22 protein-coding genes and 2 pseudogenes are annotated in these 22,686 nt (G+C 70.6%); 10 read left to right on the top strand and 14 right to left on the bottom strand.

Annotation, left to right across the window (positions count from 1 at the left end):
• Positions 1 to 441: 441 nt before the first annotated feature.
• The 6 genes and pseudogenes from OG819_RS32210 to OG819_RS32185 form a co-directional block, all read right to left on the bottom strand.
• Positions 442 to 3,279 carry a DUF5682 family protein gene (locus OG819_RS32210; RefSeq protein WP_266652904.1) on the bottom strand — a complete coding sequence of 946 codons (2,838 nt, stop codon included), beginning with the start codon at positions 3,277 to 3,279 and terminating at the stop codon, positions 442 to 444.
• A 32-nt stretch (positions 3,280 to 3,311) separates the two neighbouring features.
• Positions 3,312 to 4,424, bottom strand: coding sequence for an AAA family ATPase (locus OG819_RS32205; protein ID WP_266418272.1), 1,113 nt, complete (start codon positions 4,422 to 4,424; stop codon positions 3,312 to 3,314).
• Positions 4,425 to 4,483: 59 nt separating this feature from the next.
• Positions 4,484 to 5,911, bottom strand: a complete 1,428-nt coding sequence (locus OG819_RS32200) for a VWA domain-containing protein (protein ID WP_266652087.1) — start codon at positions 5,909 to 5,911, stop codon at positions 4,484 to 4,486.
• On the bottom strand, positions 5,908 to 7,335 hold the full coding sequence (locus OG819_RS32195) for a hypothetical protein (protein ID WP_266652902.1): 1,428 nt from the start codon (positions 7,333 to 7,335) through the stop codon (positions 5,908 to 5,910). The genes OG819_RS32200 and OG819_RS32195 overlap by 4 nt, the downstream gene beginning before the upstream one ends.
• Before the next feature lie 3 nt (positions 7,336 to 7,338).
• Positions 7,339 to 7,836 (bottom strand): annotated as a pseudogene (locus tag OG819_RS32190) (hypothetical protein); the annotation flags it as partial.
• 244 nt (positions 7,837 to 8,080) lie between these two features.
• Positions 8,081 to 8,761, bottom strand: coding sequence for a 4-carboxy-4-hydroxy-2-oxoadipate aldolase/oxaloacetate decarboxylase (locus OG819_RS32185; RefSeq protein WP_266652085.1), 681 nt, complete (start codon positions 8,759 to 8,761; stop codon positions 8,081 to 8,083).
• 200 nt (positions 8,762 to 8,961) lie between these two features.
• Between OG819_RS32185 and OG819_RS32180 the strand changes: the two are divergent.
• From OG819_RS32180 to OG819_RS32165, 4 genes and pseudogenes are all read left to right on the top strand, one after another.
• Positions 8,962 to 9,600 (top strand): annotated as a pseudogene (locus OG819_RS32180) (SDR family NAD(P)-dependent oxidoreductase); the annotation flags it as partial.
• A 43-nt stretch (positions 9,601 to 9,643) separates the two neighbouring features.
• Complete coding sequence (locus OG819_RS32175; protein ID WP_266621821.1) at positions 9,644 to 9,778, top strand: hypothetical protein; 135 nt, start codon at positions 9,644 to 9,646, stop codon at positions 9,776 to 9,778.
• A gap of 114 nt (positions 9,779 to 9,892) precedes the next feature.
• Positions 9,893 to 10,153 (top strand): hypothetical protein, encoded by a 261-nt coding sequence (locus OG819_RS32170; RefSeq protein ID WP_266621823.1) that lies wholly within the window; start codon positions 9,893 to 9,895, stop codon positions 10,151 to 10,153.
• Positions 10,150 to 11,004 carry an alpha/beta fold hydrolase gene (locus OG819_RS32165; RefSeq protein WP_266621824.1) on the top strand — a complete coding sequence of 285 codons (855 nt, stop codon included), beginning with the start codon at positions 10,150 to 10,152 and terminating at the stop codon, positions 11,002 to 11,004. The genes OG819_RS32170 and OG819_RS32165 overlap by 4 nt, the downstream gene beginning before the upstream one ends.
• Before the next feature lie 31 nt (positions 11,005 to 11,035).
• Here OG819_RS32165 and OG819_RS32160 read toward each other — a convergent pair whose 3' ends face one another.
• On the bottom strand, positions 11,036 to 11,806 hold the full coding sequence (locus OG819_RS32160; protein ID WP_266652083.1) for a peptidoglycan-binding domain-containing protein: 771 nt from the start codon (positions 11,804 to 11,806) through the stop codon (positions 11,036 to 11,038).
• A 167-nt stretch (positions 11,807 to 11,973) separates the two neighbouring features.
• Between OG819_RS32160 and OG819_RS32155 the strand changes: the two genes are divergently transcribed.
• The gene (locus OG819_RS32155; RefSeq protein ID WP_266652081.1) at positions 11,974 to 14,442 is read left to right on the top strand and encodes a SpoIIE family protein phosphatase; all 2,469 of its coding nucleotides are present in this window, start codon (positions 11,974 to 11,976) and stop codon (positions 14,440 to 14,442) included.
• A 24-nt stretch (positions 14,443 to 14,466) separates the two neighbouring features.
• Here OG819_RS32155 and OG819_RS32150 read toward each other — a convergent pair whose 3' ends face one another.
• Genes OG819_RS32150 through rpmF form a run of 3 tightly spaced genes read right to left on the bottom strand, consistent with a single transcriptional unit; the run spans position 14,467 to position 16,054 of the window.
• On the bottom strand, positions 14,467 to 14,859 hold the full coding sequence (locus OG819_RS32150; RefSeq protein WP_266652079.1) for an SCO5389 family protein: 393 nt from the start codon (positions 14,857 to 14,859) through the stop codon (positions 14,467 to 14,469).
• Positions 14,860 to 14,919: 60 nt separating this feature from the next.
• Entirely contained in the window at positions 14,920 to 15,882 is a 963-nt protein-coding gene (locus OG819_RS32145; protein WP_266652077.1) for an ATP-binding protein, read from the bottom strand.
• A gap of 1 nt (position 15,883) precedes the next feature.
• Positions 15,884 to 16,054 (bottom strand): 50S ribosomal protein L32, encoded by a 171-nt coding sequence (rpmF, locus tag OG819_RS32140; protein ID WP_266621834.1) that lies wholly within the window; start codon positions 16,052 to 16,054, stop codon positions 15,884 to 15,886.
• Positions 16,055 to 16,262: 208 nt separating this feature from the next.
• On the opposite strand from rpmF, the gene OG819_RS32135 reads away from it, so the two are divergent.
• From OG819_RS32135 to OG819_RS32125, 3 genes are all read left to right on the top strand, one after another.
• Complete coding sequence (locus tag OG819_RS32135; protein WP_266621836.1) at positions 16,263 to 16,943, top strand: DUF6445 family protein; 681 nt, start codon at positions 16,263 to 16,265, stop codon at positions 16,941 to 16,943.
• Between the two features lie 164 nt (positions 16,944 to 17,107).
• Positions 17,108 to 17,497 (top strand): luciferase family protein, encoded by a 390-nt coding sequence (locus OG819_RS32130; RefSeq protein ID WP_266621837.1) that lies wholly within the window; start codon positions 17,108 to 17,110, stop codon positions 17,495 to 17,497.
• 80 nt (positions 17,498 to 17,577) lie between these two features.
• The gene (locus tag OG819_RS32125; protein ID WP_266652075.1) at positions 17,578 to 18,495 is read left to right on the top strand and encodes an aminoglycoside phosphotransferase family protein; all 918 of its coding nucleotides are present in this window, start codon (positions 17,578 to 17,580) and stop codon (positions 18,493 to 18,495) included.
• 106 nt (positions 18,496 to 18,601) lie between these two features.
• Here the strand turns inward: OG819_RS32125 and OG819_RS32120 are convergent, their stop codons facing one another.
• The 3 genes from OG819_RS32120 to OG819_RS32110 all read right to left on the bottom strand — a co-directional run bounded on the left by OG819_RS32120 (position 18,602) and on the right by OG819_RS32110 (position 20,419).
• Entirely contained in the window at positions 18,602 to 18,919 is a 318-nt protein-coding gene (locus OG819_RS32120) for a hypothetical protein (RefSeq protein WP_266652073.1), read from the bottom strand.
• A gap of 291 nt (positions 18,920 to 19,210) precedes the next feature.
• Entirely contained in the window at positions 19,211 to 19,459 is a 249-nt protein-coding gene (locus OG819_RS32115; RefSeq protein ID WP_266652071.1) for a hypothetical protein, read from the bottom strand.
• A 60-nt stretch (positions 19,460 to 19,519) separates the two neighbouring features.
• Entirely contained in the window at positions 19,520 to 20,419 is a 900-nt protein-coding gene (locus tag OG819_RS32110) for a helix-turn-helix transcriptional regulator (protein ID WP_266652069.1), read from the bottom strand.
• A gap of 441 nt (positions 20,420 to 20,860) precedes the next feature.
• Here OG819_RS32110 and OG819_RS32105 point away from each other — a divergent pair, with 441 nt between their 5' ends.
• The gene (locus tag OG819_RS32105) at positions 20,861 to 21,700 is read left to right on the top strand and encodes an SDR family NAD(P)-dependent oxidoreductase (RefSeq protein ID WP_266652067.1); all 840 of its coding nucleotides are present in this window, start codon (positions 20,861 to 20,863) and stop codon (positions 21,698 to 21,700) included.
• A 47-nt stretch (positions 21,701 to 21,747) separates the two neighbouring features.
• Here the strand turns inward: OG819_RS32105 and OG819_RS32100 are convergent, their stop codons facing one another.
• Positions 21,748 to 21,873 carry a hypothetical protein gene (locus tag OG819_RS32100; protein WP_266652065.1) on the bottom strand — a complete coding sequence of 42 codons (126 nt, stop codon included), beginning with the start codon at positions 21,871 to 21,873 and terminating at the stop codon, positions 21,748 to 21,750.
• Here OG819_RS32100 and OG819_RS32095 point away from each other — a divergent pair.
• Positions 21,872 to 22,648: an SDR family oxidoreductase gene (locus OG819_RS32095; RefSeq protein ID WP_266652063.1), complete on the top strand. Its 777-nt coding sequence runs from the start codon at positions 21,872 to 21,874 to the stop codon at positions 22,646 to 22,648. The genes OG819_RS32100 and OG819_RS32095 overlap by 2 nt on opposite strands.
• Positions 22,649 to 22,686: the final 38 nt, after the last annotated feature.

Below are 22,686 nucleotides of genomic sequence, written 5' to 3'. Positions count from 1 at the left end.
GCTGCGCCGGATCATCGCTTCGCCGGGCACCGGATCACACACGGGGCGAGAATCAGGGAGTGAGCGTGCCACCTGAAACCTCGCCCCTGTCTGGGCAGCCCCCCTTGGTCGTCCGCAGGCGTACGGGCGCCGCCCCGCTTCGCCGGTCCGGTGCGCCCCTGTGCGATCTCCTGTGAAACAGTGGCAGGACTGGCCTTCCCTGGCCCGTTCCCACCCTCGCCCTGCATGATGGTGCCGCCCGCGTCAGGCACCGTCAGGCACCCCGGTTCGGTGACCCCTCGGTGCCGTCTACAGGAGGTTTCACGCTTGTCACGCCAGTTGCTGACGGTCGGCCAGGAACGGCCGGACGGCTATCGGACGATCGGCGCGGCGGTGCTCGCGGCGCGGTTCGGGGTGACGGGAGCAGTGTGACGTTCAGGCCCGCCCTCGCGGCCAGGTGGGTCAGTGCGGAGGCTTTGCTGTCGGCGATGACCTGTGCGCGCGATCCGCGACGTCCGCCTCTGGGCCACCCCTCCTTGTCGTTGACCCAGCCCCGGACGGGACGGGGGCCGCCGTCCGCCACGTACCGTCGCAGCCCAGCAGACTCGCCACCGCGTCGCACGTCGCGGGGTGGGCGGCGAGCAGCGCGACACCGCGGCGGTCGCCCGCGCTCCGCGCCGAGGGCAGGGATTGCGGCGCCGACTCCGCCCGCCACGGCGGCACCCACGCGTCCAGCGCCGCCAACCGGCCGGGGAAGATCCGTCCGGCCTCCCGGATCAGCAGCGGGGCCAGCTCGATGCCGCTCGATCGCAGCGTGCTGATCAGCGTGGGCAGCCACGGCAGGAGCACCGGGTCCGGCAGCCGTCCGAAAGCGTTCGACACCGCTTCCACGACGAAGTCGGTGAGGGCCGGGACGGGCTCCAGGGCCTGTACGAAGCCGCTCAGGTAGCGCGGATAGGCGGGCACCACCAGGGGGTTGCCCAGCAGCTCGTCGCACCTCGCCCGAAGGTCCGCGCGGGAGAGCCTCCCCAGCTGTGTCTGCGCCGCCCACAACAGCGCCGTCTTCGCGGGGTCCGCCGGATGCGACTGGCCGACGGCCAGCTCCAGTTGGGTCCGGTCGCAGCCCAGCGACAGCGCCAGGCTCTCCATGCTGAACAGGAAGCCCAGCATCGCCGCCACGTGGCGGACCGTGGCGTCCTCGTCGGTGAACGCCGTCGGCAGCAGGGTGCAATAGTGCGCGTACCCGGTCTTGACGAAGGACTCGATCCACGGCGGCAGCGTCGGCTCGCTGGTGCGGTAGTACGCCAGCAGCCGGCGCACCCGGCGCAGCACCTCCGGCGCGCCGTCGACGCTGCGTTCGGTCGCCAGCACCTCCAGGGCACGGGTGCCCAGTTCGTCCGCGAGGCGGCGGCTGCGCAGGTACAGCGTCGCGTCCTCGACGGTGCCCAGAACCGTCGCCGTGGTGGCCTGCGGTTCGTACGCCGTCCGGCGCAGACGCTGTTCGAGGACCTGTTCGATGCTGACGCCCTCGTAGCCGAGCTCGATGAGCGCACGCTGGTGGGTGCCCAGCGCCAGGTCCCACGACTCCTGGATCGACCGCTCCCCCAACTTCCGCTCGCCCATGATCGGCCGTGCGGCGCCCTGGGGCATCAGATGACGGAGCATCCACAACACGTCGGAGCACCGCTCCAGTTCCGGCTGGGCGGCTATGTTCAGCAACGCCCTTTGCACACCCCGCTGTTGGAGCTTCAGCTGCAGCGGCGCGAGCCGGTCGTGCACGTCGCGCGCCAGCGGTGGCAGCGCGTCGTAGCCGACCTGGCCGACCCGGTCGCCGCCCATCATGATCTCCACGAGCCGACGCACATCGCGCCGGCCCGGCACGGTGTCCTTCTCGATGCACGTGACGGCCGCGTCCTGGAAGTCGTACGGAGTCGGCCTGGCCCGGTCGCGCATCCCGGCCAGCAGGATCGACGTCTCGAACACGGCGATGGCGTCGGCGGTGGAGGCAAGGTAGCCGTTGCGGCGCGCAGCGCGCACGATCTCCACGGACCAGCCGAGCAGTTCGTCCTCGTCCAGCCGGTCGAGGACGGGCGGCCGACGCAGAAAGCCGGTCAGCTTGTCCGCGGGCGGGAACGCCGGTACCGGAGCCGCCGCGGCGACGGTCTTCTTCGCCCTCGACTTCTTCGCTCCCGCCTGTCCCGCCAGGCGGTAGGGCTTCACGCGGGTGCGGCTGACGTTCTTCGCCCAGACGGTCGCGGCGATCGACACCGAACCGGCGGCAAGACCGAACTGCGCCTCGATCGCCGCGTGGCTGGACGGGATCAGCCCGTGCTGCCACTTGGTCGCGCTGCGCGGGGCGATCTCGAAGCTGTCGGTGCCTTGGACACCGAACTCCTCGACCCTGCTGGCCGCGTGAAAGGCTCCGCAGACATACAGGCAGTCGTCGGGATCGGTGCCGGTCGCGTTCAGATGCTCGCGCATCCTGGTCCACATGTAGCGCTCACGGTCCTCGTCCACCCGCACCCGGTGCGGGTCGCCGGGTGCGAGGCGCCGGAAGAGGCTGCCGATCAGGAGCATCACCTGGCGGTAGGTGTCGTGGTCGCTGTCGCCGAGCGGCAGTTCGACGTACTGGTGCCACCACTCCGACCAGTGCCGGACCCTGCCGTTCCGCAGCAGGTGTTCCTCCAGTTCGGCGAAGCGCGGGCGCAGGTCGCCGATCTCCACGCCGACCGCGTCGCCGTGCAGCGCGGCCTCCTCCTCGACGGGCGGTGCGTCGGGGTGGGCGACCTCGCCGGCGTGCGTCCCGCGTGCGTCCCACTGGAAGACGTGGTCCGAGGAACGGTCGACGAGGACCAGTTCGACGCCGGGCGTGTCCAGTGCGTAGGCGATCGCCTGGTACTCGGCGGAGGCCTCGGTGATCGGTGCGACCACCGACAGCGGGGACCACTCGGCCGGGAAGCCGTCGATCTCGGTCGCGAAGGCCTGGACCGCCACCGGGAGCCGGCAGTTGCGCAGTTCGGTCAGCAGCGGCGCCATGTCCTCGCACAGCTCCAGGTACACGACCTTCGGCTGTTTCTCCCGCAGCCGGCGTGCCATGGCCAGCGCCGAGGCGGGCGAGTGGTGGCAGACGGGGAAGATCTCCAGGGGCTCGCGCACCGCGCGGTCGACGTCCTCGACGATGCCGAGGAGGATGCCCTCCAGGGCGTCGGGCCCGTCGGCCAGCGTCGTGGCGGCCCCCTGCAACTGCGCGCGCAGCGCTTCGAAGGTGCCCTCATGCGTGCTCTGGTGTGCGCCGTTCATGGTCCCGTCCTGCGTGCTCTCGTGCGTGCCGCTCATGACAGGGTGGCGATCGCGTCGCGGCCGCCCTCCAGGAACTCCGGCCAGGATCCGCCCTCCTCCTTGCTGCGCGGCTCGACCACGCCGTGCAGGTACTTGTTGAGGATGGCCAGGTCCTCGGGCTCGCGTCGAGCCAGTGAACCGACGAGCGAGGAGGCCAGGGTGTGGGCGGTCAGGGCGCGTTCGCCGAAGAAGTTGCTGTGCAGGATCGCGTCCTCGAGCACGCCGATCTGCTCGGCGGTGGACAGCGCGGACTCCAGCTTCTCGTCGTCACTGCCGGCCGCGGCGGCGGAGGCGCGCAGGTCGGCGAAGCTCTGCAGCAGCACGTCGAGCAGGGTCGGCGGCACGTCCAGCTCGATCTGGTGGCGGCCCAGCAGTTCTTCGGTGCGGAAGCGGACGATCTCCGCCTCGCTCTTCTTGTTCGTCACCACGGGGATGCGTACGAAGTTGAAGCGGCGCTTGAGCGCCGAGGACAGGTCGTTGACACCCCGGTCGCGACTGTTGGCGGTGGCGATGATCGAGAAGCCGGGCTGCGCGAAGACGATGTTGTCGCTGTCCAGCTCGGGGACCGAGATGTACTTCTCGGACAGGATCGAGATCAGCGCGTCCTGCACGTCGCTGGTGGACCGCGTGAGTTCCTCGAAACGGCCGATGGCGCCGGTCTCCATCGCGGTCATGATCGGCGAGGGGATCATCGACTCCCTCGACTGGCCCTTGGCGATGACCATGGACACGTTCCAGGAGTACTTGATGTGGTCCTCGGTGGTACCGGCCGTGCCCTGGACCACCAGCGTGGAGTTGCGGGAGATCGCGGCGGACAGCAGCTCGGCCAGCCAGCTCTTGCCGGTGCCGGGGTCGCCGATGAGCAGCAGACCACGGTCGGAGGCCAGCGTGACGATGGACCGCTCGACGAAACTGCGGTCGCCGAACCACTTCTGCGAGATCTCCCGGTCCAGGCCGTCGGAGCGCTCGGAGCCCAGGATGAACAGACGGACCATCTTCGGGGACAGCCGCCAGGAGAAGGGCTTGGGGTTGTCGTCGACGGACTCCAGCCAGTCCAGTTCCTCGGCGAACTTGATCTCGGCGGGGGCGCGCAGCAGTTCGGACATCACAGAGCCTTTCTGAACGGGAAACAGGTAAGTGAGAAGTAACCGAGCGGGCGGAACGCCTACGCGAGGAACGTCTTGAGCTCGTGGACGAGCTTGCGGATGTGGCCGGAGAGCACCGGCGTGCCGAGGTCCTTGAAGCGCTCCCGGAACCACGGGTTGACGCTGCCGCGTCCGGAGCTGGTCACCGAGCCGACCGGGATGAACTTGGCTCCCGAGCGGTGGATGGCGGCCATGCTGTCGAACAGCGACTCGGACCGCCATTCGTAGAAGTCGGAGATCCACACCACGACGGTGTTGCGGGGCTCAGCGATCTCCGGCTGTGCCAGGGCCATGGCGACCGTGCCGTCGGTGCCACCCCCGAGGTTGGTGCGCAGCAGGGTCTCGAAGGGATCGTGCACCCATGGTGTGAGGTCGAGCGCCTGGGTGTCGTACGCGATCAGATGGACGTCCACCTTCGGCAGCCCGGCGAATATGGATGCCAGGATGGTGCAGTTCACCATCGAGTCGACCATCGAGCCCGACTGGTCCACGACGACGATCAGCCGCTGGGGCGTCGTCTTGCGCGCGGTGTGCCGGTAGTAGAGGCGGTCGACGTACAACCGCTCCTCCTCCGGGCTCCAGTTGGTGAGGTTCTTCCAGATCGTGCGGTCGAGGTCGAGGTTGCGGAACACCCGCTTGGGCGGGACGGAGCGGTCCAGTGCGCCCACCGTGGTCTTCTCCACCTGGGTGCGCAGCACTTGGGCGACCTCGTCGACGAATCGGCGGATCAGGGACTTGGCGTTGGCCAGGGCCGCGCCCGAGAGGTTGTTCTTGTCCCGCAGCAGTTGCTCGATGAGCGACATGCTCGGGGTCAGCTGCGCGACGAGCCTGGGGTCGGCCAGTACCTCGCGCAGGCGCATGCGCTTGACGAGGTCGGCCTCGATCGCGCCGAGTTCCGGGCCGATCGCCGGAATCAGCCGGCTGAGGTCGGGGGTCGTGCCCGGGCCGCCGGTGCCGGTCGGGCTGACCCCGGGTCCAGCGGCGCCCGCCCCGGACCCCGCCCCCGGGCGGCCGCCGCGCAGTTCGCCCGGCTTGCAGCCGAGGGCGCGCTCCAGCCAGCCCGCGTCGGACTGCCAGCGCGCCAGCTGTCCGGCGCTGACCGTGCCGGAGCCGGCGGCGAAGACGTTGAGCAGCACCTTCGACACCAGTGCCGCGCGCCGTACTTCGGCGGACCGGTCCTGCGCCTCGTCGTCGGTCTCGGGCACCATCAGACCGTCGAACTCGGCGGCCAGTTCCGGATGGCGCTGCACGATCGAGTCGACGGAGGCGCCCGGGTCCAGCAGCGCGGGCGGCAGGCCGATGTCCTCGACGACGGCGAGGCTCGCCGACTCCAGCGTGGCCTGCTCCTCGTGGTCGAAGAGCCGGGCGAGGAGCCGCCAGTACAGAACCTGACGGCGGTTGTCGTGGGGGTCCACCTCGGGGTGGGTCGGGGTCGTCGCGTCGGTCATTTCCGCAGCAGCCTTCCGGCGCGCTCCCGCAGCACGGCCACGGTGTCGGTGGCGGCCTTCTCGGCCCTGACGCCGACCTTGTCGGTCGTGCCCCCGGCCCATGCCCCGGCGTGGAGCGCGACAGGTTTCTTCCGCACGGTCGTCTCCACGGCCAGGGGCTGGACGCGATACGTTCCGGCGTCCCAGCGGAGCAGCCCTATGCAGGCGTTCGAGGTCTCGACGGCCTCGGGGGTCAGCGGGCCGGCGGTCGGAACGCGGTCGGTGTCGACGGCGAAAGCGTGTCCGGCGACCGTGAACGTCAGTGTCTCGTCGTCCTTCTGGGTGGCGTAGCCCTCCAGGAACACGGGGGCGGCGATGCGCGTCGGGTGCCGGTCCAGCGGTGCGGTCGCCGGGTCGGCGGCGGTGGACAGGGCGACGCGGGCGGTGGTGAAGGCGTCGGCGGGCTCGCTCGGACGGGCGTGCTCGTCGCTCCAGATCAGGTCGCCCTCGGCGGTGACCGGCATGTCGGTGAGCTCCATCGAGCGGCCTTCGCCGACGGCTGCCAGAAGCGACATGTGTGGGCGCAGCAGCTGCCAGAGGCCGGCTCCGACGACCGTGTCGGGTTTGGGCACCGACACGCTGGCGCGCACCAGGCCGGGCGCGGAGCCGTCGGCGGGTTCGAACACCGCGTGGACCTGGGCCTGTGCCGCGGTCGCGTGTTCCTGCAGGTCGACGCCCAGGGGCAGCAGACGGCCGGTGGCGCTGCCCGGCGTCGGCGCGTCGGCGGCACCGGGCAGCGTCAGCAGCATCCCGCGTGCCCAGAGGTCGCCCCAGCGGCGTGCCGGGATCCTCTTCAGGGCGGAGCCGGGGCAGGACGCGGCCAGTTCGGCGGCGAAGCCGTCGAGAAGCGTCGCCAGTCGGCGCAGCGACGGGTCCGGAAGCATCGCGGAGACGACTTGCGCCGCCCCGGAGACCACCTCGTGGTCCATTCCCTGCCATCCGGCGCGCGCGAGGTCGCAGAGCCAGGCGCGGGCGGCGGCGAGCAGGTTCACCGCCTGCTGCCCGTCGGCCGCCGGGACGGTCTCCGCACCGCGGGGGCGACCGGTCACCTCCGTGACGCGGGTCATCAGTGCGTCGTGGACGGAACCGAGCAGTGCGGTGCGGGCGGCGGCGAGGGCGACGAAGTGGTCTTCGCCCGCCGCTCCGGCCGCCGCCTTCTCCGCCGCCTCAAGGACCCTGGCGGCCAGTGGTGTCCCCGCGACGGCGTGCGCGAGCTCGGTCAGACCGGCGGCCTGGGAGGGTTGCGGACGGAGCAGACCCGCGACGAGAACCTGGTCGAAGGCGTCCACGGCCGCCAGCGCTTCGTCGAGCCCGGGGATGGTGTCGCAGAGCAGGTCCGCGCCCTCCCCCACGCTCGAACCGAGCTCGCGCGGGGGCACCGCCATCTCCACCGCCCTGGTCGGCGGGAACCACTGCATCTCCGGCAACGGTGCGGTGGTCGGGGCGAGTTCCAGATAGGCCAGGTGGCGCAGGAACCGGCTGAAGACGGGCGCGGCGGCCTTGGTGTCTCCCTGCGCCGGCCGGGTGTTGCCCATGACGTGGGCGATGGTCTGTCCACTCGGCTCACCGTCCGCGAGCTCGACCCTCAGGTAGCGGGCGACGCGCTCGGCGCCGTACTGCAGCACCGCCTCGTTGATGAGGGCCCGGATGTGGTTGCAGAACATGCTCCGCGCACCACCACAGGGACGGTTGTTGTTGGTGCTGCAGGCGAACCCGTAGGTGCCGGCCGCGACCGACGAGACGTAGACCCGCTCGATGTCGGAGCCGCTGGACACCACGCCCTGGAGGCGTCCGTCGGCCAGCTCCACGAAGGGCACCTTGGCGAGTTTCCGCGGCCGCGCGGGCGCTGTCACCCGTGCCGCGCTCGACCTCTCCCAATCCGACAACGCACCATCTCCTATGCATCAGAGGGGACTTCCGCGCCACTTCGGCCGGACACGACTGAACATAGTGGCGACCACTGACAACGCCGTTTCGCGGACGACGGCAGAGGTGGGGAAGGTCGGTGCGCGGAGCCTGCTCGTCGACGGGGAGGCGCCCGAGGGGCCGGGCGCGCACCTCCCGGCGACAGCTCACCCGTGCTGATTCGGCGCTGTCGCCTCCCTCCGATGTTGATCCGCCGGACAGGTTCTAAGCCCTGTCGTCGATCACCAGCCCCTTGGCCGCGAGAAGCGGCGCGAGATCGCAGATTTCGACGACCGTCCTGCCCGCCCGGTACGCCGCGATGTACCCCGCTTCGGCGTCGACCCGATCCTGTGAGGCGGCGACCGTCTCGGCGACGTCCTCGCGGCGGACGACGACCACGCCGTCGGCGTCGGCCCGCATCACATCGCCGGGACGGACGAGCACGCCGCCGACGGTGACCGGTTCGCACATCGGTCCGACGGTCTCCTTGACCGTGCCCTTGATGGACACACTGCGGGAGAAGACGGGGAAGCCCAGGGCGCGCAGGTCCTCGGTGTCCCGGACACCCGTGTCGGTGATCAGGCCGCCGAGGCCCTTGGCCTGGCAGGCGTTGGCGAGGACGTCTCCGAAGGAGCCCGCCTCCTCGTAGGCGCCGGCGGACACGACCACGACGTCCCCCGGGCGGGCGTAGGCGATGGCGGTCTGCAGCATGAGGTTGTCGCGTGGGGCGCACTGGACGGTGAAGGCGGGGCCGCACAGGGACATCCGGTGGTCGACCGGCTTGATGGCCGAGTCCAGCGCCCCGAGTCGGCCCTGTGCCTCGTGGATGGTCGCCGAGGAGAAGGCGCTCAGTCGCTCGACCGCGGCGGGTTCCGGCCGGTCGAACTTCGTGCTGACGCGGATCATGATGACCTTTCAGGCGGAGGGAACGGCGGAAGGAGCGGAGGTCAGTGCGGCGCAGGCCGTCGCAATGCGTTCGCAGGCCTCGGTGAGGACGTCCGTCGACGACGGCGGCTTCTACCTCCTCGTGAACTGCCGAGGCACCATTGGACAGTTGACGCCGGACGGCAGCCGCATCGAGAACGACGAGGACTTCGCCGACCGCCCTGGTCACCGGCTCCAGCCGCGGCATCGGCAGGGCGCTGGCCAAGGGCCTGCTGGAGGCCGGCTGCACAGTCGTCCTCAACGGACGGAACACCACCGCCCTGCAGGCGACCGCTACCGAGCTCGCGACCTCGTTCGGGAACCGGGTACGCACGGCCGCCTTCGACGTGACGGACTCGGCGGCCGTCACCGCTGGCATCGCCCGTATCGAGGACGAGATCGGACCGATCGGCATCCTGGTGAACAACACGGGAGTCCAACACCGCAGCCCGTTCCTGGAGTTCACCGACGCCGACTGGCACCGCCTCCTCGACACCAACCTCACCAGTGCCTTCCTCGTGGGACGCGAGGTCGCACGGCGCATGGCGCCCCGAGGCCAGGGCAAGATCGTCAACATCTGCTCGCTGCAGAGCGAAGCGGTCCGGCCCGGTATCGCCGCCTACTCCGCCACCAAGGGCGGCCTGAAGATGCTCACCAAGGGAATGTGCGCCGACCTGGGCCCGCTGGGCATCCAGGTCAACGGCATCGGACCCGGCTACTTCGCCACCGAACTCACCTCGGCCCTGGTGGCCGACGACGAGTTCAGCGCCTGGGTCCGCGGCCGCACACCGGCCGGCCGCCGGGGCGACGTCGACGACCTCTGCGATCGCTCTGCTGGCCCAGGGGCTGCCCGTCGACGCGGTCGTGACGCACACTTTCCCGCTCGCCGAGGCCCGCGCCGCGTTCGACATCGCCCACGACCGGGCCGTCGCCTCCAAGGTCCTCCTGGACCTGACCGCGCCCGACCCGGTTCGCCCGGGCGGCCGTCGGCCGCGCTGACGCGTCCGAGGTCCAGGAACGGGATGTCGCGGCGATGTCACACCGGAGCCCTCACGAACCCTCTTGGACGCAGACGCTCGGCGAAGACGCGGCAGACGCCCTCAGGAGGCTCTTATGAACGACGTGACCGATCCAGTGTCCGGGGAGGAGAAGGTCCGTTTCAGCAGTGGTGGCAGTCGCGGATTCGGATTCGGTGAGAGCGGTGGTCGGCCGCGCCGATTCGACTCGATCAGCGAGCAGTTGACGGGTCGGCAGGTCTCCGTCGCGTTCACCGCACCCTTGCCGGAGGTCGCGGCCGGCGTGGAGCCGTCGTTCCGGCGCCGGCCTGTGCTCGATTCCCCGGTGGGCTCCACCGCCTCCGGGGAGCGTCGATGACGACGGGGGAGATCGAGCTGTCGGCGGGGACGCTCACGTACCGCGACACGGGCGGCGACGGTCCCGTGCTGGTGCTGCTGCACGGGCTGATGATGGACGCCTCGCTGTGGGACGAGACGATCGCCGAGCTCGCCGCCGACCACCGGTGCGTGGCGCCGACCCTGCCGCTCGGGGCGCATCGGCACGGAATGCGGGCCGACGCCGACCTGTCGCTGCCCGGGGTGGCCCGGCTGGTCGTGGAGTTCCTCGACCGCCTCGATCTGCGGGCCGTCATCCTGGTCGGCAACGACACCGGTGGAGCGCTCGTCCAGCTCGTGATGGGCGACGGTGCGGCACGGGTGGCGGCGGTGGTGCTCGTCTCGTGCGACGCCTTCGACAACTTCCCGCCCGGGCTGACGGGCCGGACGCTCGTCCTCAGCGGCAGGCTCCCGCCCCGGCTGTTCGGGATGTTCATGGGTCAGATGCGGCTGCGGCCGCTGCGCCGCATGCCGGTCGCCTTCGGGTGGCTGACCCTCCGGGGAGACGCCGCCACCGCGCGGTGGATCCGGCCGGTCCTCGAGCAGCCGGAGATCCGCCGCGACGCCGTACGCACACTGCGCGCGGCGGCGGCGGACACCGGTCTGCTGCTCGCCGCGGCCGAACGGCTGCCTGCCTTCGACCGCCCCGCGCTCGTCGTCTGGGCGCGCGACGACCGGGTGATGCCGCCCGAACACGGCCGGCGCCTCGCCGCGCTGCTGCCGCGAGGACGGCTGGTCGAGATCGACGACAGCTACACCCTCGTCCCCCTGGACCGTCCGATGGAACTCGCCCGGGCCATCCGGGAGTTCACCCGGACGTCCGCGGCCACCTGACGGTTCTGGCGCGCTCGGCAGCCGTACGGGGTCACAGCGTCGTACGGGATTCGAGGTCGGCGCGGGTGTCGTTGCCGTAGACACCCGTCTCGTCGCCCCGGATCCCGTACCAGAGCTGGAAGCGCGCGACCGCGGCCGTGAGCGTGGCGTCGTAGGTGCCGTTCGTGGAGCCGCGGTCGTACACGTTCGGGATCCGCAGCAGCCGCTGCTGCAGTTCCTTGACCGCGGGGCCGCTGTCCCCTTCGCGCAGGGTGCCCGCGCCGTCCGGGTCGGCGTTCCCGGACGGGGCCGGGGCGGCGGACGTCGTGGGCGCGCCGGTGGGGGCCCGCCCGGCCTGTGCACCGGCGTCCTGGTCACCGCCGGGCACCAGGAGCGCGAGGGCGAAGCCCACGAGGGCCGCCCCCGTGACCCCGATGACGACCACCGCGCGGCGCTGTCCCGTGCCCCACCTGGGCGTCGGCTGTCCCGCGGGCCCGCGCCCGTGGTGGACGCCGGCAGCGGCTGCGGGCCTGCGGGCCCCCACCGGTCTCCCGCCCCGGGTGTGACCCTGGGTGTAGTCCTCGCCCACCAGGACGGGTGGAAGTTCCTCGGTCGCGTCCTCGGCCACCTGCGGCATGACGGCGACCTTTGTGGCCGGCACCGCGATGACCTCGTAGTTCTCGTCCGGGTCAGGCCCGTTCTGCTCCTCGCGCACCTCCTTCAGAAGTTGCGCGAGTGCCTCCGTCCGGCGGCGCCGCTGAACATAGGTGGGTTCGATCGCCCGTCGCCCCCCGGGCTGCCCTGGTTCGGGCGGTGTCGGCACACTGCTCTCCTTCCGCGTGCGGTTTCACGCCATCCCCGTGGAGTGATACGCGGCCACCGGCCCGGAGGTTCAACGGCGCTCAAGGCCCCGGAGCCCACATGGTCGTACAAAGTGAAGAATGGGCACATAGGGGGTAGGACCACCTTCGGGGAGCGGAGAGGGTCGCCGTGGCTGCGAGCGAGGAACAAGACGTGCTGGCCGCCCGCCAGCGCTTCGACATGGCGGACGCCGCACCGCTGCTGCTCGACGCCCGGATGACGGTGACCAGCTGGACCGCGGACGCCGAGCGGCTGCTGGGGTACGAATCCGCGGAGGTCCTGGGCCGCCCGGCCGCCGATCTGCTGCTCCCGGAGGACGCGGCCCGGATCCCCGAGCTGGCGGCGCGCTGCCGCGACGGCGACGGCTGGGCCGGACTGCTGTCCGCGCTGCACCGGGACGGGCACGCGGTCCGGGTGATGGTCCGGGTCGTCCCGATACGGGAGCGCGGCGGGCCCACGCGCTGGGTGGTGCTGCTCGCCGATCTGGCCGACGGTCCCGGTTGGGACATGAGCCGGTCGGTGCTGGAGCGGATGAACGCCCGCTCACCGGTGGGCATCGCCATCGTGGACACGGACCTGCGCTTTGTGTGGTCGAACGCCGCGCTGGAGCAGTTCGGCGGGGGCCCGCCGCACCGGCGGCTGGGGCGCAGGCTCGCCGACATACAGCCGGGCCTGGACGCCGAGACGCTCGAGGCGAAGATGCGCCAGGTGTTGGAGAGCGGCAGGCCGGTCGTCGGGTACGAGCACGTGGGCCGCATACGGTCCGCGCCGCACCGCGAGAGCGCGCACTCCTTGTCGTTCATCCGGCTGGAGGACGACCACGGCCGTCCGATCGGGGTGTACTACACCGTCGTCGACGTCACCGATCGTCACCGTGCGCGACGGCGGCTGGCGCTGCTCGACCGGGCCGGCGAGCACATCGGGCGCAGCCTGGACGTCCTGCAGACCGCACAGGAGCTGGCCGATGTCGCCGTACCGGGGCTGGCCGACTTCGTCACCGTGGACCTGCTGGAGTCCGTGCTCAGAGGGGCCGAGCCGGTGCCCGGCCGGCTGAGCGACACAGACGTGGTGTCACTGCGGCGTGCCGGGCAGCAGTCGGTCCGGGCCGGGATCCCCGAAACCGCCGTCGAGGTGGGTGACGCTGCGAGGTACCAGGCGACCTCTCCCCCGGTGCGCGCTCTGGCCGAGGGCCGGTCCTGGCGTGAGGCGCGGCTGGATCCGCTGGCCAGGAAGTGGAGCACGAGCGCCCGCGAGGGCCCGGCCGCCTCGTTCATCGACCTCGGGCTGCACAGCGCGATGGTCGTGCCCGTCCGGGCCCGCGGCATCACCCTGGGGATCACCACGTTCTTCCGGCGTGACCGCGAGGACCCCTTCGACGAGGACGATCTGACCCTGGCGGAGGAGTTCGTCGGCCGGGCGGCCCTGTGTCTCGACAACGCCCGCCGGTACACCCGTGAGCGCGACGCGGCGCTCGTCCTGCAGCGCAATCTGCTCCCGCACCGCTTCCCCGAGCAGAACGCGGTGGAGGTCTCGGCCTGCTACCGGCCCGCGGACGAGCTGACCGGCCTCGCCGGGGACTGGTTCGACGTCATTCCGCTGTCCGGGGCCCGGGTGGCGCTGGTGGTGGGCGAGGTGACCGGTCACGGCATCGACGGCGCCGCCGCCATGGGGCGACTGCGGGCGGCCGTACAGACCCTCGCGGATCTGGACCTGCCGCCCGAGGAGGTACTCGCGCACCTGGACGACCTGGTCAGCCGGGCCGCCCGGGAGGAGGGCACCGGCGCGGACACCCTCACCAGCGGGATGCAGGCCGTCGGAGCCAGCTGTCTGTACGTGGTGTACGACCCGGTGAGCGGGCGGTGCGCGATGGCGGCCGCGGGACATCCCGCACCCGCGGTCATCGCTCCCGACGACACCGTCACGTTCGCCGACCTCCCCCGCGGTCCGGCGCTGGGCGTCGCCGGGCTGCCCTTCGAGTCGGTGGAGTTCACTCTGGAGGAAGGCAGCGTGCTGGCCCTGCACACCGACGGACTGATCGCCACGCCCCGTACGGGGCGGGACCCGGACGCGGGCCGGGAGCGTCTGCGGTACGCGCTGGCCTCGCACCACCAGCCGTTGGACGGCCTGTGCCGCACGATCGTGGACGATCTCGTGCCGTCGCGGCCGTACGACGACGTGGCGCTGCTGATGGCGCGCACCCGTCGGCTCGGCGCCGAGCAGGTCGCGACCTGGGACCTGTCCACGGACCCGGCCATGGTCGCCGAGGCCAGGAAGGCGGCCACGCAGCAGCTGACCGCGTGGGGTCTGGACGAGCTGGCCTTCACCACGGAGCTGGTCGTGAGCGAGCTCGTCACCAACGCGATCCGGTACTCCTCGGGGCCGGTCCGGCTGCGCCTGATCACCGAGCAGGCACTGATCTGCGAGGTCTCCGACGGCGGCGCGACCGCCCCGCATCTGCGGCACCCGAAGACGACCGACGAGGGGGGCCGCGGGCTGTTCCTCATCTCCCAGTTCACCCGCCGCTGGGGCACCCGCTACACCCCCGAGGGAAAGGTCATCTGGGCCGAGCAGTCCCTGACCCCCCAGCCCGTGATGTGACGTGGGGGACGCGTGGCCGCGGGTTCAGCAGTCGCGGAACTCGGGTGACTGGTTGAGGATCTGCGAGCGCAGCGAGGTGAACCGGGCGTGGGTCGCCCCGCCCCGGTCCTCGGGGCGGAAGACGGCGACGCGGTGGCAGTTCATGAAGGCGAGGGTGACGCCGAAGTGCCGCTCCAGACTGCCGCGGATCGCGTCGCTGGCGAGCGCCCGCAGCAGCTGACCGCGTTCCTTCTCGGAGGGCGGCGGGGTGTGGTTGTCGGTGAACTCGGCCGTCCCGTTGCGGAGTTGGGCGGTCAGGTCGGCGATGAGGTCGTACGCGTACGGCAGGGACGTACGGACGGTGTCCACGAAGTCCGCTTCGCGGACCGGACCGCGTTCGGCTTCGGCCAGCAGCTTCGGGGAGACGTCGAGTGACATGAGAGAGGCAGTCCTGTCGGTAGGTGGTGCGCCGGTCGCGCTCGGGTGGCGCGTGGGAGTTCAGTCGGCGGACGGCTCGAGAGCGGTGGGGCCGTGGCGGAAGCCGGGGTCGATCTGTGCGGAGAGGTCGGTCCCGGTGGCCCGGTCGGCCCAGGCCGCGGCGTTGCGGAGGTGGAAGGCGACGGCGTGTTCCTGGAAGGCCGTCCAGTCCTTGGTACGGGCGTCCAGGGCCGTCCGCATCTGGCGCAGTGCGTGGATGTTGTGCGGTTCGAGGTCGCCCTGTGGTCGGCCCTGCTCCTGGGCGCGCACCCATGAGGAGTGCCGGACGTACGTCAGGAGGTGCTCGCCGACATGTTCCTTGAGGAAGAGCAGGTCGTCCTCGCCGGTCACCTTGTTGCCGATCACCGCGACCGGGATGCCGAACTCCTCGGCGTGGTCGCGGTACTGGCGGTAGACGGAGACACCCTTGCGGGTCGGCTCGGCGACCAGGAAGGTCATGTCGAACCGGGTGAACAGCCCGGAGGCGAAGGCGTCGGCCCCGGCGGTCATGTCGACGACGACGTACTCGCCGGGGCCGTCGACGAGATGGTTGAGGTACAGCTCCACCGCTCCGAGTTTGGAGTGGTAGCAGGCCACGCCGAGATCGCTCTCCTCGAACTCACCGGTGACCATCAGCGGTACGCCGCCGACCCGTTGGAGGTGCGGAGTGTGCACCGGGTCGTCGCCGAGCAGGCGCAGCAGCCGTGAGCCGCGGCCCGGCGGGGTGGTCTTGATCATGGCCTCGGGCGAGGTGATGCGCGGGTTGCTGCCCCGCAGGTGCGTCTTGATCTCGCCGAGCCGCGCACTGAGGGGCGGGGCGGCGAAGGTCTCTCCGTCGCCGAGGCCGAGGGTGTGTGCCAGGTGCTGGTTGATGTCGCCGTCGATGGCGACGACGGGCGCGCCGGAGTGCGCCAACTGACGGGAGAAGAGCGCCGACAGCGTGGTCTTGCCACTGCCGCCCTTGCCGACGAAGGCCGCGCGCATGTCAGCCCTCCGGACGCAGCGAGCCGCGCTCGTACGCCTTGGCCAGTCGCTGCGGTACGAGGCGGGTGGCGCCGTCGACGGTGATCGGGGCGAGTGGCGCCGTGGCGGCCTTCCACCGGGCGCGGCGGTGGCGGGTGTTGCCGCGGGACATCTTGCGTTTGGGAACGGCCATGTCGGTCTCCAAGGTAGGTGGACACCGCTCACGCTATCTGAAAATGGATCTCATTTCCATGCTGCGGCGCGAGGCGTGTCGAGATGCGTACGGAGCATGCGCGGAGGTGCGCACGGGGCGCCGACAGCTTTGTGACCAAGGGAAGTTGACAGATTGTTGACCAATTTCATGGCGAGTGGTGACCAACGCCGCCACTATGGTCGGCCGCATGTCCTCACACCCCCCACGGACTCCGGCCCTCCCTGTCCTCCCGTATCGGAAACCGACCCGTGACCGGGACTACTGGGTCTTCGACGATGTGCTGCCCGACGTGGACGCCGTCCGGGCCCGCTGTCTCGCCAAGGACGACTGGGCCAAGGGCTACCCGTACACCTCGGAGAGCTGGCCGGGCCTGCGGACGATGCCGGGGCTCGAACCGGGCGAACTGACCCGTGTGGAACGGCTGGTGAAGAAGGCCACCGGCGCGAAGGAGCTGTGGGTGCAGAGCACGCCCTCCGGAGGCACGCTCAACCACAACTGCGTCCAGGTGGTCGGCAAGGACGAGGGCCAACCGCGGCCGCACACCGACTCCCGCGCGCTGTGCCGCTACGCCGCCGTGCTCTATCTCAACCCGGTCGTGCCCAAGAGCTGCGGAACAAGCTTCTACCGGCAGAACCTGCCCGGCGGCCGGCTCGGCGGGAACGTGGTGGCGGCTCCGCACAACAACCTGGTCGACGCGCTGGGCACGCGGTTCGTGGCGCCGGACTCCTTCGTCGAGGACCTCGAGGTCCCGCACCGCTACAACCGGCTGCTCCTCTACAACGCCAACCTGATGCACAGCGCCACCGGCTACTGGGGCAGCACGATGGAGGACAAGCGGATGACCGCCGTCTTCTTCTGGATGGCGTGATCCCGTGGAGGCGAGCGGTGATGGCGGTGCGCGTTGTTGATCGGCGTGTCAGCTCATCCCGCGCAGATCATGTCGCCCTCATCCAGGTGCATGCGCCGGCTACGGCTCAGTTACGGCATGCTCAAGTCCTGGTGGCCGGACGGTGAGCTCGTCATGATGGGGGCATGACGTTGGCCTCTCGTGCCATGACGCAACTGGCGAACTGGCCGGACCTCGCGGAGGCCCGGCCGAGCTGCGGCACGGGACGGGCGCTGAGTTCGGCACAGAGCGAGATCGTGCATTTCCATTCGGATCACGATGTCGACCTGCACCTCACGGCCCGTGCCATTCAGCGCTTCCAGGATCATCTCAGGGGCGCGACCGCGGTCCGCATAGTGCCCGGATCTCGGTGGGTGACCATACGCCTCGAAGTCGACGCCGACATCAGCCTGCTCCTCACCCTGGTGAGCCTCGCTCTGCAGGCCCACCAGACATGGCCGGTTCCGGGCGACACTCCGTCGGCGGGCTGCAACGACCACCGCAGCATGGTGCTTCCGCGCGACAGCGTCGGCTGAGACGCCGCCGACGAGGGCCGTCAGCGAGAACCCCGAACGGGTTGAGTACGGGCGGGCGGCCCCGGCTACCGTTGCTCCGCATGACGCACACCGAGATCGAGATCACCGCGGAGTTGGTTCGGGATCTACTGCGCGACCAGCACCCCGACCTGGCCGATCGCCCTGTGCGGCTCGGCGCGCGTGGCTGGGACAACCAGTTGTGGCGGCTCGGCGACGACCTGGCCGTCCGGTTGCCCTGGGCGACGCGGTCCGCGGACGCGCTGCTGCGCAAGGAATACGCCTGGGTGCCCTCCCTCGCCCCGCGCCTTCCTCTGCAGGTCCCCGTCCCGCAGCGCCTCGGCGAGCCCTCCGAGCGGTTCCCGCGCCCCTGGATCGTCACCACCTGGGTGCCGGGCGCACCCGCCGACCGCGCCCCCGCCACGAGCGCTGCGGAGGCGGCCGACACCTTGGCCACCTTCCTGACGGCTCTTCACCGGCCCGCTCCCGACGCGGCGCCCATCGGCGGCTATGGCCGCGGGGGGCCGCTGGCCGAGCGTGCCGAGCCGTTCGCCAAGCAGCTCACTTCGGCCACCGAGCTGGGGCTGGTCCCCGATCCGGATGCCGTCCGCGCGGTCTGGGAAGACGCCGTCGCCGCACCCGGCTGGGTCGGCCCGGCACTGTGGCTCCACGGCGACCTGCATCCGGCCAACGTCCTCACCGCGGACGGCACCTTCTGCGGCGTGATCGACTTCGGCGATCTCTGCGCGGGCGATCCGGCCTGTGACCTCGCCGCCGCTTGGGTGCTCCTGCCGGACGACGCCACCGACCGCTTCCACGCCGCCTACCAGCCAACCCCGGACGCCGCGACTCTGCGCCGCGCCCGCGGCTGGGCCGTGCTGCAAGCCCTCAGCGGCATCCTCATCGGAGAGGCCGGCATCCACGGTCGCCCCGGCGGCAAGCCGACCTGGGGCCCACCCGCCCACACCGCCCTGCGACGCCTCACCGCGACAGCCCGCTGAACGACCGGGCCGAGCAGGCCACCGTCACCGACGAGACCATGACCACCACAGACCACCACAGCCAGGGCGAAATCGTTGGCCTCCGACGCAGAGACGGACTCCCGCATCAGACGGAACCTGTACGCCACTCTCCAGGACGCAACCCCAGGCGCCAGTCACCTACGACGCTGCGGCGTAGCCGGCGGACCTCTATCCAACGTTCGTCGACCAGGGCGAACGCGCGCCTCTCCTGCTCCCCCGCACTGCGGGCCCGCTGGGCTGCCAACTGCGCGGCATGCTCAGCACCCGCAGCCCGGGGAACCACGTAGTAATGCCGCATCAGCGTGCCGGTGGCAGTCCGGAAACGGAAGCCCACCAGCCACTGCTCGTCACCGTGCAACGCCTGCGGAGGGGCGTCCGAGCCAGAAGAACGCGCGGAGTTCATGGGGTTCCTGCAATAGGCGGGATCCGAAGCTGTGGTCAGGGTTGTCATGACGGTGTCCACTCTCAGGCTGGTCTGTAGGGTTGTGCGTTGTACCGGTTGAGCGCTTCCCGAAGACCGCTCCCACCACCGATGACTTCGAGTCTCCCCAGATCCGGATGGGCAGGAAGGGCGAGGGTTTCCTGGGAGAGGCAGTCCCAGTCAGCGAACACCCCCGCTGCACCCGGCAGACGCCACCAGGCAAGGCGAACAGGTCGTGGACCGTGGCCGCCGGTCAGTGATGCGGGAGGGCTGCTAATCGGTGCCGTAGACGGCGTCGACCGCGTCGACGGCGGGGATCGCGTCGACGGCGGGGATCGCGTCGACGGCGGGGATCGCGTCGACGGCGGGGATCGCGTCGACGGCGGGGATCGCGGTCTCCAGGCCGATCTGCGCGTCGGACGTGGGGCCGAGAGCCACGGTGGTGCCGGTCTTCCCCAGCGCCTGCCCGTGAAAGGGGCACGATATGAGCCCGCTGACCAACGCGGCCTTCGTCCAGGCCAAGCCCGGCCGGGGAGAAGACCTTGGACAGCGCTTACTCGCCTTGGTAGCGCCGACTCGCCGTCAGGCGGCGGTGTCCGGCTCGCTCGGTACGGCGGTACGGGCCCCGTCCGTGAGGGGCTCGGTCGACCAGGTCGCCAGGAGCCGCAGGGCGGTTTCGGAGGAGGAGCCGGGCTCGGTGCTGTAGATGCACAGGGTCTGGTTGCTGTCGCCGGGCAGGGCGAGAGCTTGGTAGGTGACGGTGAGGTCGCCGACGACGCGATGGTGGTAGCTCTTGGTCCCCTCGGTTCGCTCGTGGACCCTGCGCTCGGCCCAGCACGCGCGGAAGTACTCACTGCGCACGGCGAGTTCGCCGACCAGTTCGCCCAGCTGCGGGTCCTCGGGGTGGCGACCGGCGTCCATACGCAGCATGGCGGCGGTGTCCGCGGCGACGGTCTGCCAGTCCGCGTACAGCTCGCGGGCGGCGGGGCTGAGGAAGAGGAACCGGCTCTGGTTGCGCTCGTTCGCGGGCATGGCGTCGAAGTCGGCGATCAGTGCACGAGAGAGCGGGTTGGAGGCCACCACGTCGGTGCGCCGGCCCAGAACGAATGCGGGGCAGTAGGCGGCATCCAGGGTGGTCAGCAGCTGATGGACGGCTGGGCTGACCTGCTCGGCCGGGGAAGGCATGGACCGCCGGGGCTGGGTGGGGCGCCGATTCGCAAGGTCGAACAGGTGTGCGCGTTCGGTTTCGTCGAGGCGCAACGCTGTCGCCAGAGACTCGAGGATCTCCGGCGAGGCGGTACGGCAGCGCCCCTGCTCCAGGCGCGTGTAGTAGTCGACGCTGACGCCTGCCAGCTGGGCGAGCTCCTCACGGCGCAGGCCCGGGACACGACGCCGGGCGGACTTGGGCATTCCCGCGTCTGCGGGATTGATCCGGCCTCGGCACGAACGGAGAAACTCTCCCAGCTCCACGATCTGGTTCATGCCGTCATTCTCCGCAATGCCCGCGGGCATGGGGAGACACAAGGGTGGCCGTAATACACCCAGGAAAGGATGGCCCACTCTCGCGGCTGTGAGCGGACGCGCTTTTCTGGCTTTCCTCACCCGCGGCATCGCATTCCCTGGTCCGGGGTCAGCGGGTGCTGGTACGCATCCCTGCCTCCGGGTCCGCTCCTCAATACGGGCCGACGAACGGGGCGCGTACGCGCGGTGGCACGCGGTACAGGTGCGGTTCCTCACCGGCATGGTCGCGCAACGCGGGCCGTCCGCTGTCCGCCCAGCCCGTAGAGAGCCGACAGCGGAAGGGGCACTCCGTAGCCTGGGAATATTTCTCCCAGGAAACTCCCGGCCTTCCTGTCCCTTGCGATGCGTCGGAGGAAAACCCCGATGAACATGTGAACGAGAAGCAGAGAAAGAGGCCTGATCGTGGCTACTTGGTTCGTTACCGGCGCATCCCGAGGTATCGGTGCGGAGATTGCCCGCGCAGCGCTGGCGGAAGGCAACAACGTCGTGGTCGGCGTACGGAACCCGGAGCGGGTGCCGGCCGATCTGAAGAATTCCGACAAGATTTTCGCGGTCGCGCTGGATGTGACCGACAACGACAGCATTCCGCAGGCCACTGAGGCGGCCGTGGACCGGTTCGGCGGCATCGACGTCCTGGTGAACAACGCCGGCCGCGGCCTGCTGGGCGCCCTGGAAGAGATCACCGACGCCGAAGCCCGCTCGCTCTTCGACCTCAACGTCTTCGGCCTGATCAACGTCACCCGCGCCGTCCTGCCCGTCATGCGCAAGCAGGGTTCCGGCAGGCTCGTGCACATCGGTTCCCGGTCGGGTTTCGAGGGTGAACCCGGTGTCAGCCTGTACTGCGCGTCGAAGTTCGCGGTCGCCGGCATCAGCGAGGCCCTGTCCGTCGAGATGGCGTCGTTCGGGATCCAGTCGATGGTGGTCGAGCCGGGCGTCTTCCGCACCGACTTCCTCGACGCCAGTTCCCTGTCGGTCGCCGCGAACCGTATCGCCGACTACGACGACACCCCCGCCCACGTGACGCTGGACTGGATCGACCGGGCCAACCACGCCCAGCTCGGCGACCCCGTCAAGGGCGCCGCCCTCATCGTCGAGGTCGCTTCCACCGAGAAGCTGCCCACGCACCTCTACCTCGGACGCGACACCCTCGAGCGTCTCGACGTCAAGTACCAGCAGGTGCGGGACGACCTCGCCCCCTGGCGCGAGAAGTCCGCCGCCACCGCCCACGACGACGCCGCCTGAGTTCACCGATCGCCGGGGTACGCGCCCTCACCCATGCGCGTGGGGCCTCACAACTGCTCGGCCGGGTCAGCTCCCCCCTCGCGGCCCGGCCGGGCACCCCCGGCCCGCGACGGATCCGCCTCGGCGGTTTTCGCGTTCGCCACTTCCACCACGCATGCGAAGGAACCTGTCATGTCTGCTCTCCTCACCGGAACCCCCCTGGCCGGCCGTGTCGCTGTAGTCTCCGGCGCCTCCAGCGGCATGGGTGCCGTCACCGCCGAACGCCTCGCCGAACTCGGTGCCACCGTGGTCGTACTCGCCCGGCGCAAGGACAAACTGGAGAACGTCGTCAAAAGCATCGAGGCCTCCGGCGGAACCGCACTCGCCCTGGCCGTCGACGTCACCGACCGCGCCGCCGTCCAGACCGCCGCCGACCAGGTCGCCGAGCGCTTCGGCAAGGCCGACCTCGTGTTCAACAAGGCCGGCGTCCAGCTCATCTCCGGCATCGAGGAACTCAAGGTCGACGACTGGCAGCGCCAGATCGACCTCAACATCAGCGGCCTGATGAACGTCATCGCCGCCTTCCTCCCCCACCTGACCGACTCCGCCGCCCACGGCAAACCCGCCGACCTGATCAACACCTCCTCCATCGCGGCCACCCGCACCCTCGCGAAGTTCTCGATCTACTCCGGCACCAAGGCCTACATCAGCCACCTCACCAGGCTCCTCCACGTCGAACTCGGCCCCAAGATGGTCCGCGTCGCCACCATCGAACCCGGCATGGTCGACACCGAACTGCCCGACCACGTCACCGACCCCGACGCCTCCAAGCTGATGGCCGACCTCATCCACGACATCGACTGCCTCCAGAACGCCGACATCGCCGAAACCATCGCCTTCATGGCCGCCGTCCCCCGCCACGTCAACCTCACCGAAATCACCATCATGCCCACCGCCCAGGCCATCTGAGCCATGGGAGAAGGGCCTTGGCGCGACGCCCGCGGAGC

The organism is Streptomyces sp. NBC_01549 (assembly GCF_026339955.1).
Classification (GTDB): domain Bacteria; phylum Actinomycetota; class Actinomycetes; order Streptomycetales; family Streptomycetaceae; genus Streptomyces.
The sequence above is the reverse complement of the archived record's forward strand: the minus strand, read 5'-3'. Positions and strand labels throughout refer to the sequence as shown.

What these genes read in the sequence shown, in the direction of transcription:
- OG819_RS32210 (WP_266652904.1), bottom strand. Translation starts at nt 3,279, where the DNA reads ATGAACGGCGCACACCAGAGCACGCATGAGGGCACCTTCGAAGCGCTG.
- OG819_RS32205 (WP_266418272.1), bottom strand. Translation starts at nt 4,424, where the DNA reads ATGTCCGAACTGCTGCGCGCCCCCGCCGAGATCAAGTTCGCCGAGGAA.
- OG819_RS32200 (WP_266652087.1), bottom strand. Translation starts at nt 5,911, where the DNA reads ATGACCGACGCGACGACCCCGACCCACCCCGAGGTGGACCCCCACGAC.
- OG819_RS32195 (WP_266652902.1), bottom strand. Translation starts at nt 7,335, where the DNA reads ATGGCGGTGCCCCCGCGCGAGCTCGGTTCGAGCGTGGGGGAGGGCGCG.
- OG819_RS32185 (WP_266652085.1), bottom strand. Translation starts at nt 8,761, where the DNA reads ATGATCCGCGTCAGCACGAAGTTCGACCGGCCGGAACCCGCCGCGGTC.
- OG819_RS32170 (WP_266621823.1), top strand. Translation starts at nt 9,893, where the DNA reads ATGAACGACGTGACCGATCCAGTGTCCGGGGAGGAGAAGGTCCGTTTC.
- OG819_RS32165 (WP_266621824.1), top strand. Translation starts at nt 10,150, where the DNA reads ATGACGACGGGGGAGATCGAGCTGTCGGCGGGGACGCTCACGTACCGC.
- OG819_RS32150 (WP_266652079.1), bottom strand. Translation starts at nt 14,859, where the DNA reads ATGTCACTCGACGTCTCCCCGAAGCTGCTGGCCGAAGCCGAACGCGGT.
- OG819_RS32145 (WP_266652077.1), bottom strand. Translation starts at nt 15,882, where the DNA reads ATGCGCGCGGCCTTCGTCGGCAAGGGCGGCAGTGGCAAGACCACGCTG.
- rpmF (WP_266621834.1), bottom strand. Translation starts at nt 16,054, where the DNA reads ATGGCCGTTCCCAAACGCAAGATGTCCCGCGGCAACACCCGCCACCGC.
- OG819_RS32135 (WP_266621836.1), top strand. Translation starts at nt 16,263, where the DNA reads ATGTCCTCACACCCCCCACGGACTCCGGCCCTCCCTGTCCTCCCGTAT.
- OG819_RS32130 (WP_266621837.1), top strand. Translation starts at nt 17,108, where the DNA reads ATGACGTTGGCCTCTCGTGCCATGACGCAACTGGCGAACTGGCCGGAC.
- OG819_RS32125 (WP_266652075.1), top strand. Translation starts at nt 17,578, where the DNA reads ATGACGCACACCGAGATCGAGATCACCGCGGAGTTGGTTCGGGATCTA.
- OG819_RS32120 (WP_266652073.1), bottom strand. Translation starts at nt 18,919, where the DNA reads ATGAACTCCGCGCGTTCTTCTGGCTCGGACGCCCCTCCGCAGGCGTTG.
- OG819_RS32110 (WP_266652069.1), bottom strand. Translation starts at nt 20,419, where the DNA reads ATGAACCAGATCGTGGAGCTGGGAGAGTTTCTCCGTTCGTGCCGAGGC.
- OG819_RS32095 (WP_266652063.1), top strand. Translation starts at nt 21,872, where the DNA reads ATGTCTGCTCTCCTCACCGGAACCCCCCTGGCCGGCCGTGTCGCTGTA.
- OG819_RS32100 (WP_266652065.1), bottom strand. Translation starts at nt 21,873, where the DNA reads ATGACAGGTTCCTTCGCATGCGTGGTGGAAGTGGCGAACGCGAAAACC.